This is a genomic window from Frigoribacterium sp. PhB116, from assembly GCF_004364285.1.
GTDB lineage: Bacteria > Actinomycetota > Actinomycetes > Actinomycetales > Microbacteriaceae > Frigoribacterium.
This window is the reverse complement of sequence record NZ_SOBE01000001.1, coordinates 721,706-733,754: the sequence shown is the minus strand read 5'-3', so window position 1 is coordinate 733,754 and position 12,049 is coordinate 721,706. Positions and strand designations below refer to the sequence as shown.

13 protein-coding genes are annotated in these 12,049 nt (G+C 74.3%); 4 read left to right on the top strand and 9 right to left on the bottom strand.

Translation table 11 applies throughout. The annotated features are described in order from the left end of the window. Positions 1 to 286: 286 nt before the first annotated feature. Positions 287 to 736 carry an SIP domain-containing protein gene (locus EDF20_RS15575; RefSeq protein WP_166644746.1) on the top strand — a complete coding sequence of 150 codons (450 nt, stop codon included), beginning with the start codon at positions 287 to 289 and terminating at the stop codon, positions 734 to 736. Positions 737 to 828: 92 nt separating this feature from the next. Further along, positions 829 to 1,791, top strand: a complete 963-nt coding sequence (locus tag EDF20_RS03305) for a siderophore-interacting protein (RefSeq protein WP_243833351.1) — start codon at positions 829 to 831, stop codon at positions 1,789 to 1,791. Positions 1,792 to 1,829: 38 nt separating this feature from the next. Here EDF20_RS03305 and EDF20_RS03300 read toward each other — a convergent pair whose 3' ends face one another. The 3 genes from EDF20_RS03300 to EDF20_RS03290 are packed head-to-tail and all read right to left on the bottom strand — an operon-like array spanning position 1,830 to position 4,401. Further along, entirely contained in the window at positions 1,830 to 2,651 is an 822-nt protein-coding gene (locus EDF20_RS03300; RefSeq protein ID WP_133737686.1) for an SDR family NAD(P)-dependent oxidoreductase, read from the bottom strand. After that, positions 2,648 to 3,004: a Fe-S oxidoreductase gene (locus EDF20_RS03295; RefSeq protein ID WP_192169191.1), complete on the bottom strand. Its 357-nt coding sequence runs from the start codon at positions 3,002 to 3,004 to the stop codon at positions 2,648 to 2,650. The genes EDF20_RS03300 and EDF20_RS03295 overlap by 4 nt, the downstream gene beginning before the upstream one ends. Further along, entirely contained in the window at positions 3,001 to 4,401 is a 1,401-nt protein-coding gene (locus EDF20_RS03290) for an NAD(P)/FAD-dependent oxidoreductase (RefSeq protein WP_133737685.1), read from the bottom strand. The genes EDF20_RS03295 and EDF20_RS03290 overlap by 4 nt, the downstream gene beginning before the upstream one ends. A 171-nt stretch (positions 4,402 to 4,572) precedes the next feature. On the opposite strand from EDF20_RS03290, the gene EDF20_RS03285 reads away from it, so the two are divergent. Beyond that, positions 4,573 to 4,743: a CsbD family protein gene (locus tag EDF20_RS03285; RefSeq protein ID WP_123546355.1), complete on the top strand. Its 171-nt coding sequence runs from the start codon at positions 4,573 to 4,575 to the stop codon at positions 4,741 to 4,743. A 123-nt stretch (positions 4,744 to 4,866) separates the two neighbouring features. Here the strand turns inward: EDF20_RS03285 and EDF20_RS03280 are convergent, their stop codons facing one another. The 6 genes from EDF20_RS03280 to EDF20_RS03255 form a co-directional block, all read right to left on the bottom strand. After that, positions 4,867 to 5,658: a crotonase/enoyl-CoA hydratase family protein gene (locus EDF20_RS03280; RefSeq protein WP_133738091.1), complete on the bottom strand. Its 792-nt coding sequence runs from the start codon at positions 5,656 to 5,658 to the stop codon at positions 4,867 to 4,869. Between the two features lie 41 nt (positions 5,659 to 5,699). Beyond that, a complete protein-coding gene (locus EDF20_RS03275) occupies positions 5,700 to 6,527 on the bottom strand; it encodes an arginase family protein (protein ID WP_133737684.1) in 828 nt (275 codons plus the stop codon). Between the two features lie 46 nt (positions 6,528 to 6,573). Next, the gene (locus EDF20_RS03270; protein WP_133737683.1) at positions 6,574 to 7,650 is read right to left on the bottom strand and encodes a DUF418 domain-containing protein; all 1,077 of its coding nucleotides are present in this window, start codon (positions 7,648 to 7,650) and stop codon (positions 6,574 to 6,576) included. Further along, a complete protein-coding gene (locus EDF20_RS03265) occupies positions 7,647 to 8,369 on the bottom strand; it encodes a PspA/IM30 family protein (RefSeq protein ID WP_133737682.1) in 723 nt (240 codons plus the stop codon). The genes EDF20_RS03270 and EDF20_RS03265 overlap by 4 nt, the downstream gene beginning before the upstream one ends. 131 nt (positions 8,370 to 8,500) lie before the next feature. Further along, entirely contained in the window at positions 8,501 to 10,537 is a 2,037-nt protein-coding gene (locus tag EDF20_RS16120; RefSeq protein ID WP_133737681.1) for a TPM domain-containing protein, read from the bottom strand. Positions 10,538 to 10,663: 126 nt separating this feature from the next. Further along, complete coding sequence (locus tag EDF20_RS03255; protein ID WP_123546345.1) at positions 10,664 to 11,071, bottom strand: hypothetical protein; 408 nt, start codon at positions 11,069 to 11,071, stop codon at positions 10,664 to 10,666. Positions 11,072 to 11,154: 83 nt separating this feature from the next. Between EDF20_RS03255 and EDF20_RS03250 the strand changes: the two genes are divergently transcribed. Beyond that, positions 11,155 to 12,048, top strand: a complete 894-nt coding sequence (locus EDF20_RS03250; RefSeq protein ID WP_133737680.1) for an EamA family transporter — start codon at positions 11,155 to 11,157, stop codon at positions 12,046 to 12,048. Position 12,049 lies beyond the last annotated feature (1 nt).

Sequence of the window (12,049 nt, the reverse complement as noted above, 5' to 3'; positions counted from 1 at the left end):
TCGGCGTGCACCGTCGCTCGTGGCGACCTGCACGCTCCGGTCGAAGGAGGACCGTCGTCGCTTGTGGACGTCGGGCCACGGCTGGCACGTCGTCGCTGCCGGACTGACGCGCCGCCCCTCGCCCCCAGGTCGCTGCCGGACCCGTGGACGTCAGAGAATCTACTACACGGGGGTCGGCCCGGCACCGGGCCGCGCGTGCGCCCGAACGGGCGGCGCCTGTGCACCTGCCGCGAGCGCCGGCCGCCGAGTGGCGGATGAGGCAAGGCTCACCTACATTGGGCGGGACATGTTCCTCGACTTCGCCGACCCGCCCCTCCCGTACGACGCGATCCGCGTGCTCTTCGCGGGCGACGCCTCCTCGGTCCCCACGCTCCGTGCCATGCTCGCGGCCCTGCCGATCTGCGCCCGGGGCCAGGTGTTCGTCGAGGTCGACACCGCGGCCCAGATCGAGGAGCTGCCGTCGCCGGGCCGCGTCACGGTCACTTGGCTCGCCCGCGACCGCCGCTCGGGCGCGGCCGGCAGCGGACTCGCCTGCGCGTCCGGCGAGGCGGTCGAGCGGGCCGTGCGCGCGTGGCTCGCCGAGATGTACGTCGACGCGGACGCGCTGGCCGAGGCCGAGCACCTCATCTGGGTCGGGGGCCCCGAGGGCTTCGCGTGGGACCTGCGTCGCGACCTGCACGACATGGTCTCGCACCACCAGAGCGTGTCCACCGACCGGGGCGCGACCGCGGTCTGAGCGCGCGCCTCCTCGGCTCGTGGTCGACACCTGTCTTTCGACGTCGAGACGGGTCCCGTCGACTTAGGTAAGGCATGCCTTAGGCTCGACCCGTGACGATCACGACAGAGGCCCCGCCCGAGGCCCGCCCGAAGCCCGCCCACCGCCCGTACCGGGTGCGCGTCGCGGCCCTGCAGGCCCTGAGCCCGCACTTCGTCCGCGTGACCTTCGCCGGCGACGACCTCGCCGACTTCGGCGTCGACGGCCTCGACCAGCGGATCAAGCTGGTGCTGCCCCTCGAGGCCACCGGCTACGACACGTTCCCCACCGACGACTGGTGGCCCTCCTGGCGGGCGCTCCCGGGGCACGAGCAGAACGCCTTCCGCACCTACACGGCACGCGCCGTCCGGCCGCAGCTCCGCGAGGTCGACGTCGACTTCGTCAGCCACGGCGACCAGGGTGCCGCGGCGTCCTGGCTGGCCCGTACCCGCGTCGGCGACGAGGCGATGCTGATCGGGCCCGACGCGACGAGCGGGGTCACAGGCAGCGGCGTCGAATGGGCGCCCGGCCGTGCCTCCACCGTGATGATCGCCGGCGACGAGACCGCCGTGCCCGCCATCTCGTCCATCGTCGAGTCGTTGCCGGCCGACGCTCGGGGCTGCGTGTTCCTCGAGGTGCCGACCTCGGACGACGTGCTGCCGCTGGTGGCGCCGGCCGGCGTGACCGTGCACTGGCTGCCGCGGGCCGGCAGCGGGGCACCGGCCGCCGACGCCCCCGACGCCGCTTACGGTGCTCCGCTGCAGACCGCCGTCCGGGCTTGGACGGCCCGCTACGTGACCGCCTGGCACCGCGGCTTCGACCTGGAGGAGGTCGACATCGAGCACGACGTCCTCTGGGACGTCCCGCAGGGCGAGGCGCAGCACGGCGCCGCCCTGCAGGGAGAGCTCTACGCCTGGCTGGCAGGCGAGGCGGGCGCGATCAAGGCGCTGCGACGGTTCCTCGTGAGCGAGGTCGGCGTCGACCGCCGCCAGGTCGCCTTCATGGGCTACTGGCGGCTGGGCCGCGCCGAGATGTGACCCGGGGCGGCGTGGATGCCCGCCTCGGGCCGCGCCGCTCAGACCTGGGGGTCGACCCCGACGATCTCGCTCGTCCGGTCCCAGAGCGCCTCGGCCAGCAGGTCGTCCTGCGCGTGCCGGTGCAGGCGGCCGTGCGGCTTCAGCTGGTCGAAGTAGGTGCCGTTCTCGACGCTGACCGAGCTCGGGCCCGACAGCTGGATCAGCGGGACGGCGCCCGCGTGCGCCGAGATGCCGTAGTTGCCGTTCGAGAGCACGTTCGCCATCCGCCACATCGGCGACGACGAGCCGAACGACGTCTTGACGATGCCGGGGTGGAACGAGAACGCCTCGAGGCCGGTGCGCCGGGCGAGCTCGCGGACGAACAGGATCGTCTCGATCTTGCTCGTGCCGTACTGGCGCCAGCCGCCGAGCCAGGGCCGCTTCGCCCAGTTCAGGTCGTCGAGCCGGACGCTGCCGAACAGGTTGGCCACGCTGGCCGTCGAGACGACCCGGCCCGAGCTCTCGAGCAGGCGGGGCAGCAGGAGGCGCGTCAGCAGGAACGGCGCCAGGTGGTTCGACTGCAGGATGCGCTCGTGCCCGTCGTGGCTGAGGCCTCGCTCGCTGACGAGGCCGCCCGCGTTGTTGGCCAGCACGTCGATGCGCGGGTACGCGTCGAGAAGCTCGTCCGCGAGGCGGCGCACGTCGTCGAGCCGGTCGTAGTCGGACAGGAACGCCCGGCCGCCGACCTGGTCGGCGACGGCGCGGGTGCGCTCGGCGTTGCGGCCGACCACGGCCACCTGGGCGCCTCCCGCCGCGAGCTCGATCGCTGCCTCCCGGCCGATGCCGCTGCTGGCTCCGGTGATGATCACGGTGCGGGTCATCGATAGCCGCCTTCCTCGAGGCCTGCCTCGATCTCGAACCTGTTCGTCAGCGGGTCGCTGCCGGCCAGGAAGTACAGGAACGGCATCAGCATGCCGTACTTCTGCCACTGCCTCACGTGGACGGCCTCGTGCTGCAGCACGCGGGGGCCGTCGTTGTCGCGGGTCAGGTAGACCCGACCGACGCAGGTGCCGCCCCGCTTGAACGCCCACCGGGGGAGGCCCCGGCAGACGATCAGGTCGCCGACGACGCGCACCCGGCCGACGCTCAGCGGCACGCCGATCGCGAGCCCGACGGCGGTCGCCCACGCGCAGCCGAGGCGCGAGACCGGCGAGTCGAGGAGGGGGTTTCTCACGGACGCCCGTAGGCGTCGAGCAGGCGCAGCCAGATCTCGCTCACCGTCGGGTACGCCGGGACGGCGTGCCACAGGCGGTCGATCGGCACCTCGCCGACCACGGCGATCGTGGCGGCCTGGAGCAGCTCGGCGACGTCGGGCCCGACGAACGTCGCGCCGACGATGACCTTGCGGCTCTCGTCCACGACGATCCGGGCGTGCCCCTCGTAGTCGTCCGAGTGCAGGGCCGACCCGGCCACGCCGGCGAGGTCGTAGTCGACGACCTTCACGTCGATGCCCCGCTTCTCGGCGGCGTCCGCGGTGAGGCCGACGCTCGCGACCTCGGGGTCGGTGAACGTCACCTGGGGCACGGCGGCGTCGTCCGCGGTCGCGACGTGGGCACCCCACGGCTCGGTCTGCAGCTCACGGCCGAGGGCTCGGGCGGCGATGACCTCGCCGGCGGCCCGGGCCTGGTACTTGCCCTGGTGCGTGAGCAGCGCGCGGTGGTTCACGTCGCCGACGCCGTAGAGCCAGTCGGTGCCGTGCACGAGCAGCGTGTCGTCGACCTGCAGCCAGTCGCCGGGCTCGATGCCGACGTTCTCGAGGCCGAGGTCGGAGGTGCGCGGCACACGGCCCGTCGCGACGAGGATCTCGTCGGCGATCACGACGCTGCCGTCGTCGAGGGTGACCTCGACCGTGTCGTGCTCGGTGCGCAGCACGGAGGCAGGGGACGAGCCGACGCGCACGTCGACGCCGCGCTCCTTCAGCGTCTTGCCGACCAGCTCGCCGGCGAAGGGCTCCTGGCCGCCCAGCAGGCCACTGCGGGCGATGACCGTCACGGTCGAGCCGAGGCCCTGGTAGGCGGTGGCCATCTCGAGGGCGACGACGCCGCCTCCGACGATGACGAGGCTCTGGGGCACGGTCTGCGCGCTGGTCGCCTCGCGGCTCGTCCACGGACGCGCCTCGGCCAGGCCGGGGACGTCGGGCAGCAGGGCGGTGGAGCCGGTGGCCGCGACCACGGCGTGACGGGCGGTGTGCACGGTCCCGTCGACCGTCACCTCCTTCACGCCGGTGATGGTCGCGTGGCCGCGGAGCAAGGCGATGCCCGCGCCCTCGACCCAGTCGGCCTGCCCCGAGTCGTCCCAGCCGCTCGTGAACGAGTCGCGGCGACGCAACACCGCCGCGACGTCGACGTCGCCGGTCACGGCCTGGGCGGCCCCGCCCACGGACTTCGCGGCCCGGATCACCGAGATGGAGCGCAGCAGCGCCTTCGACGGCATGCAGGCCCAGTACGAGCACTCGCCGCCGATCAGCTCGGCCTCGACGAGGGCCACCTCCAGCCCGCTGCGGGTGGCGTAGTCCGCCACGTTCTCGCCGACCGCGCCGGCTCCGATCACGATGAGGTCATAAGTCGTCATGGCTCAGACGGTAGTCCCGGTGGCCTGTCGAGTGCCGGGGGAGCGCACCGCAGCCGCATGAACGACGGCTGTACGGATTCTGAGTACTGGGTGACCGGGGAGGACGTCGCGGGCCCCAGGGCGTACGGTGCTGGAAAAGGCGCAGACAGCGCCGTTAGCGAGGAGGTCACCATGGGACTCGACGACAAGATCAAGAACGCCGCTCAGGACATCGCCGGCAAGGCGAAGGAGGCCATCGGAGACCGCAAGGGCGACGACAGCCTCAAGGCCGAAGGTCAGAAGGACCAGGCCGGCGCGTCCGCCAAGAAGGTCGGCGAAGACGTCAAGGACGTCTTCAAGTAGGTCGATCCGCCTCGTTCTCGAGCCCGTCTCCCCCCAGGGGGAGGCGGGCTCCTGCGTGTGCCCGGGGCCCGCAACGTCCGGGCCCGTCGTCGTCCGTGCCGAGGAGGGCGACCCGAGGAGGCGTCAGTCGCCCTCGTACTCCGCGGTCGTCCTCGAGAGGAACGCCTCCATGCCTCGACGCGCGTCTCCGGACTGCATGAGCCGCACGAGCTCCGGCTGCAGCCGCGCCTCCGCGGCGGCGTCGCCCTCGCGCACCGCGAGCCGGGCGTTCGCCAGCGTCGCCTGCACGGCCAGCGGGGCCTGGGCGGCGATGCGGCGCGCGAGCTCGAGGCCGCGGGTGCGGGCCTCGCCCTCGGGGACGACCTCCTGCACGAGCCCGATGCGCCGCGCCTCCTCGGCGTCGAACAGGTCGCCGGTGAGCATCCAGCGCATCGCGTCGCCCCAGCCGACCCGGCGGGGGAGCCGGATCGTGGCCCCGCCGAACGGCAGGATCGCGCGGCTCACCTCGACCTGCCCGAAGCGGGTGCCGACCTCGGCCACGACGACGTCGCTCGCGAGGGCGAGCTCGACCCCGAGCGTGAGGCAGGTGCCCTGCACGGCGGCGACGACGGGCTTCGTGAGCTGTCGCCCCTCGACCTGCCAGGGGTGCAGCCCGCCCTCGGGGACGAGGTCGAGCCCGTCCTCGCCGACGGCGGGCGCGACGTCGCCGAGGTCGAGGCCCGCCGTGAAGTGCTCGCCCTGGCCGACGAGCAGGCCGACCCGCAGGTCGGGATCGCGGTCGAGCAGGCCGTAGGCGAGCGAGAGCTCGCGGAGCATCCGGAGGTCGGCCGCGTTCCGCTTCTCGGGGCGGTCGAGGCCGATGACGAGCACGTGTCCGTCGCGCTCGACGGAGACGCGGGGCCGGTGGTCGCTCATCGCGCCGTCGTCAGCCGCGCCGTCGTTCATCGGGCCGTCGTTCACCGGGCCAGCGCCCCGACGACGCGGAGGATCGTGCCCATGTCGTCGGCCGCGGCGGCCGCGTCGACGGGGGCGAACGAGCACAGGCCTGCCCCGACGAGGGTGAAGCGCTCCTTGAGCGCGGTGATCGTCGCGATCAGGACGGCCGGGTCGAGGCCGAAGGGGACCGGCTCGAGCAGCCCGTCGAGGGTGCCGGGGTCGAGCACGTCGAGGTCGACGTGCACATACACCTCGGTGGCACCGGTCGCGGCGACCGCCTCGACCACCTCCTCCGGGGTGAGGTCGAGCGACGACACGGTGCGCACGCGGCGGCTCTCGACCCAGGTGTCCTCGGCGTCGTCGTAGGTGCGGCTGCCCGCGAGGACGACCCGCCCCGGCTCCAGACGCCTCGCGCCGGGGCCGGCCTCGAGGGCGCCGAGCTCGTCCGTGCCGTCGCCGGTGAGGGCCCGGAGGACCATCCCGCTGAAGGCACCGCTCTCGCTGGTGCGCGGGCTGTGCAGGTCGGGGTGGGCGTCGAACCAGACGACGGCGGTGTCGGGGCCGAGGGCGTGCTGCACAGCGGCGTACTCGACGCCGCAGTCGCCGCCCACGACGAGGGCGGGCGAGGCGTCGGCCTCGAGCTCGCGGCGGAGCGACGCGGCCACGGCCACGACCGACGAGAACCTGTGCACGCGGGTGCCGAGCGAGTCGCCCGCGCCGACCGGCACCTCGACCAGGGCGGTCGACTTCGCGGGCAGGTCGCCGAGCACGGCGTACGCGCCCTCGGCGAGCCGCATCGCCCTCGACGACGGAGAACCCTGCCACTGGGGGACCACGACGAACCTCATGCGCGTGAGTCTGGCACAGCGCGGTCCGCCGAGCGCCGGGTCGCGCTCATCCCCAGGGCCTGCTCACCCGGGCCACGACCCGCTCGAGCGGACCGCGGCCGACGAACCGGCGCCAGAGGACGGCCCAGGCGATCGTGAGGACGACGGCCGCGACCAACCAGCCGAGGGGCAGGCCGTACCGTCCGCCGTCGAGGCGGTAGAGGGTGAAGAGGGGAGCCGTCAGCACGAGGTGCGCCGAGTAGATGGTGAGCGGCTGGCTGCCGACGGCCGCGACCGGCGACAGGCCGATGGCGAGTGCGCGCCCTGCCGCCCAGGCCGGTCGGGTGGCGAGCAGCAGCAGGCCGACGACGGCCAGCGCCGTGCCGCCCGAGCCGACGATCTCCGCCGGCGCTCCCTCGTGCGCGGCCGGGTCGAGGGCCGGCCACGAGGAGGCGCCCGGCAGCCACCGGGACCCGTAGCCGACGACCGCCGCGACGGTCCCCCCGACGGACAGGACGACGGCCGTGCGCAGCCGCCGGAGGTCGCTCCGGGCGGCGACGAGCCCGACGAGCAGGAACGGCAGCCAGACGAGCGCCGGGTAGGAGCCGACGAGCAGGGCATCCTGGGCGAGGCCCACGAGCCCGCCCGCGAGCGGGCTGCCGAGGTTCGTCACGGGCACCTGGTCGGCGAGCCACGGCGCGACGACGGTCACGACCGCGGCCAGCCCGAGCAACACCGGTCGCGGTGCGAAGAGGACGACGGCGAGCAGCGCGAACATCACGCCGTAGTACGGCAGGATCACGAGCACGTACTCGTTCCAGGCCTGCAGCACGAGGCCGAGCAGCACGAGCACGGCGGCCCGGATCAGCACGGAGCCGACGACTCGAGCACGTCCTCCCGGGGCGACGGGACGCGCACCGCCCGACGACAACCCCAGCGAGATGCCGGCGAGGGTGGCGAACAGGATCGCCGATCGGCCGTCGAAGACACGTTCGTCGAGCTCGGCCCTCGGCCACATGTGCGCGGCGAACATGCCGAGCACCGCCAGCCCCCGCGCGACGTCCACGGCGACGACGCGCGACGTCCCGCCGCCCGGCCGGTGCACGGCGGGAGGCGGGGCGAGGGAGCCGGAGGCGGTGGTCACGCGTCGAGGGCGCCCAGCTTCAGGGCGGCGAGGCGAGCGTCGACCTCGGTCTGCTGGTCGAGGTCCTCGAGGCCCTCGAACTGCGCGTCGAGGCTGGACGCGGCGAGCTCCTGCTGGCCGAGCACCTTGGCCTCCTCGCGTCGGACCTTGTCCTCGAAGCGGCCGATCTCGCTCGTGGGGTCGAGGACGTCCATGCTGCCGAGGGCGTCGGCGACCTGTGACTGGGCCGCCGCGGTCTTCGAGCGGGCGATCAGCTCGTTGCGCTTCGAGTCGAGCTGGTCGAGCTTCGACCGCATCCCGGTGAGCCCCGCCTTCAGCTTGTCGACGACGACTGTCTGGGAGGCGATCGTCGGTTCGGCGTCCTTCGCCTCCTTCTCGGACGAGATCTGCTTGCCGAGGGCGACCTTGGCGAGCGCGTCGAACTTGTCGGCGTCGGCGGCGTTGCCGGAGGTGCGGAGCTGGTCCGCCTTGTTGCTGGCGGCGAGGGCCTTCCGCTCCCAGTCGGCGGCCGCCGCGACGTCCTCCGCGTGGTCCTGCTCGAGCAGGCGCAGGTTGCCGATCGTCTGCGCCACGGCGGACTCGGCCTCGGCGATGCTGTTCGTGTAGTCGCGCACCATCTGGTCGAGCATCAGGGCAGGGTCCTCCGCCTGGTCGAGCAGGGCGTTGATGTTGGCCCGGGTCAGCTGCGCGATCCGGCCGAAGATGGACTGCTTCGCCATGGTGGTGTCCTCTCGTGGGTGGTGCGTCGATCCCGCCGGGCGGCGCCCGCCGGGGAGTCTGGTCGTGGTCGTGGTCGTGGTCGTGGTCGTGCTGGTGGTCGTGTCCGCGCGGGGCAGAGGTCGGGTCTCGGTCAGAACCGTCCGCCGCCGGAGCGACGTCCGCCGCCGCCGCCTCCTCCGAAGCCCCCGCCTCCTCCGAAGCCGCCGCCCCCGCCGCTGCGGCCGCCGAAGCCGCCCAGACCCCCGAGGCCGCCGCTGCCGAAGCCTCCGCCTCGCCCGCCGCCGCCCCCGCCGAGCAGTCCGCCGAGGACGATGCCCGTCACGATCCCGCTCAGGTCGGCCCCGCCGCCGCGTCCGCCGCCCCCGCCGAACGGCACGCCCTGCTGGTACGACGAGACCTCGGCCTGTGCCTCCGACGCGGCCGTGCCGGCCAGCTGCACCGCGAGGTGCGCCTCGCCGAGGGCGCGGTCGCGGTCGGAGGTCGCGAGCGAGACGGAGGTCGCGAGGTGCCGCTCGGCCTCGGACAACCGGGTGCGGGGCTGAGGGCCGACCGCGCCACGCCGGGTCTCGATGAAGTCGCGGGCGGCGCTGATCTGGCTCCGCGCCGTGAGGAGCGCCTGGTCGAGCGCGGCCTGGGCCCTGCGGTCCTTCTCGGCGGCGTCGCGCAGCGCCACGAGGGCAGCGTCGATGCGCACGTTGGCGGCATCGAGGCCCGAGAGCACGGCGAGCGGGTCGTCGGTCTGCGTCTCGCCGAGCGCGACGGCCGCACGGGCCGCGGCCACCGAGCCCACCACGTCGACGCCCTCAGGGACACGGTCGGCGGGCAGGCCCTCCGCAGCCGCGATGTCGCGACGCAGGTCGGCCGAGAGCGCGGCGATCGTCGTGCCCGCGGTGCGCAGGGACTCCGCCGCCTTGTCGACCGAGCCGACGAGCTGGTCGACCTGGCCGAGCGACTGGCGCGCGGCACGAACGGCCCCCACGGCCTCGCCCGTGTCGCCTCGGTCGATCGCCGCGGTGGCCGTCGCGGCCGACTCCTCGGCGAACTCGAGGAGCCGGTCGGCCTGGTCGGGCGCGTCGGCGACCGTGGCCACGGCCCGGGCCGAGTACGTCTGCTGCAGCTGCGTCACGAGCGACCGGGCCCGCTGCACCGTCTCACGTCGGCTCGCGACCTCGCCCGGCAGGGCGGCGGCGTCGCGCGGCGCACGTTCTTCGTCGGCGCGGAGGGCGTCGAAGGCCGCCGACTGCTCGTCGAGCGACCGGCCCGCCCCGTCGCAGAGCTGGACGATGCGCTCGGTCCACTCGCGACGCTGCTCGGGCGAGTCGGGCACGGAGTCGTCCAGCCGCTGCTGCAGCTCGAACGCTTCCCGGGCCTGTTCCCTCGCTCCGGTCAGCGCGGCGGCGAACGGCGCGACGGCGTCGTCGCCGAACTGCGCCGCGGCGAAGCCGACCTCCTGCGCGCCGGCGGTCAGCTCGTCGTCGAGGGCGACGAGCAGGGCGGCCGCGCGCCGGTCGAGCTGAGCCTGCGCCTCCTCGGCCGACCGGAAGGCCCGGCGGCGGGCACGGGAGCGGACCACGGCGAACACGACGGCCCCGGCCGCGGCCAGGACGACGAGCGCGACGAGCACCCAGAGCAGCCAGGAGAGATCGGGGCCTGCGGCGTCCTGCCGGATGCCGTCCGCGAGGGCCACGGCCGCCCCTGCCCAGTCCGAGTCCCGCAGCTCGGGCTCGAGGACGTCCGACTGGAGGGACTCCTGCTGGCCGGTGGTGATCGTCGAGCTCGAGGAGACGGAGAGGTCGTAGACCCGGTCGTCGACCGCGACGCTGAGGAGGACGTCGTCCGTGCCGAGCTGGTTGCGCTCCGCGGTGGCGACGCCCCAGGCCGCACTGTCGGCGGGGGACTCGAAGGAGTCGACGTAGACGACGAAGAGGTCGATGCCGGCATCCGCCGAGAGCTGGTCGAGGCTGTCGGTGACCTGCGAGACCTCGGCCGTCGAGAGGACGCCCGCGTCGTCGAGCACGTAGGCGCCGTCGAGGTCGACGGGCGACGACGCCGCGGCCGGCGTCGCGCCGAGGCCGATCGCCCCCACGGCGAGCAGTGCGGCCACGCCGGCGGTGACGGCCCCGCGCACCCCTCGTCGGTCTCGTCGACCCTTCGCGCTGACGGTCACGGTTCTCCCCTCGTCCCGGTGGCTGGAGTCTAGCCACGGGCCCGCTGACGGGGGCCGGGCGGGGTGCTCAGGGTGAGGGAGGGCATCCGTGCCCGACCTGGGGAGGGAGCTCGGCGGAACGGGAGCTCAGCCGACGAAGAGCAGGACGATCGAGGCGACGGCGCAGAGGGCTCCGACGCCGATCAGGATCCACCCCACCGTTCGTAGGGCCTTGCCGTCCTCGTGCGGCGGGTCGAGCCGGGGCCGGGTGGGCCGCCACGGGTCGTAGTGCACCGCCAGCTCCGTCTCGACCGGGGTGTCGACGGGGTGGTCGTCGAACTCCGTCTCGTGCAGCTCGCCCGAGGAGTCCATCCACCTCGCGGTGGCCGCGTGCGCCCAGTCGGGCGCGGGGATGACGACGGCGACCGTCTCTTCCCACCGACGAGAGCGCGAGCGCATGACGGTGCCGGCAAGCAGGAAAGGCGTGCCCACGATGAACCCGAACCAGCCGAAGAGCTCCACGACGGGGGAGATCACGGTGAGGGCGTCGGACACCCCTCGATCGTACTGTGGCCGGGCCGCGTGGTCCTGCCGCCCTAGACTCGTCCCGCCCCGACGACCCCGGAGACCTGCCGACCGTGACCCGCCCCGCCGCCCTCGAGCGCGTGCCCGCCCCGCTGCTCGCCGTCGCGGCCATCGTGTCGGTCCAGTTCGGCGCCGCCCTGGCCCGCACCCACTTCGACGCCCTCGGCCCGCTCGGCGCGGCGGCGCTCCGCCTGGGCTTCGGCGCCCTCGTCCTGCTGCTCGTGTTCCGGCCGCGCGTCGGCGGCTGGCCGCGCCGCACCTGGCTCGGCGTCGTCCTGCTCGGCGCTGCCCTCGCCGGGATGAACCTGCTCATCTACCTGGCCATCGACGTGGTGCCCCTCGGCGTCGCGGTGACGCTCGAGTTCCTCGGCCCGCTCACCGTCGCCCTCGTGCAGACCCGCCGGTTCGTCGACGCGGCCTGGGCCGTCCTCGCGCTGGCGGGGGTCGTCGTGCTCGGCCTCGACTCGAGCGGGGCCACCCCTCTGCTCGGCGTCCTGTTGGCACTCGGGGCGGGCGCTTTCTGGGCCGGCTACATCGTCGCCAACGCCAGCCTCGGCCGGGGCGACGACTCGCTCGGCGGCCTCGCCGTCGCGATGACGGTCGCCGCGGTGATCGTGGTGCCGCTGGGGGTCGGGGACGCGGCCTCGGCCGTCTCGGCCGACCCGAGCCTCCTGCTCGTGTTCCTCATCGTCGCGGTGCTCACGAGCGCCTTGCCGTACTCGCTCGAGATGGTGGCCCTGCGGCGGCTGCCGACGCGGGTGTTCGGCGTCCTGTCGAGCCTGGGCCCCGCGACGGCCGCGCTCGCGGGCCTCGTCGTGCTCGGCCAGGCCCTGGGGGCGCGCGAGCTCGTGGCCCTCGCCCTCGTGACGGCCGCGAGCGTCGGCGTCACGGCCACCGCGCGCCGGCCCCGTCGCGACGGGCCGCTCGTGGAGCCGCCGCCCACCTGAC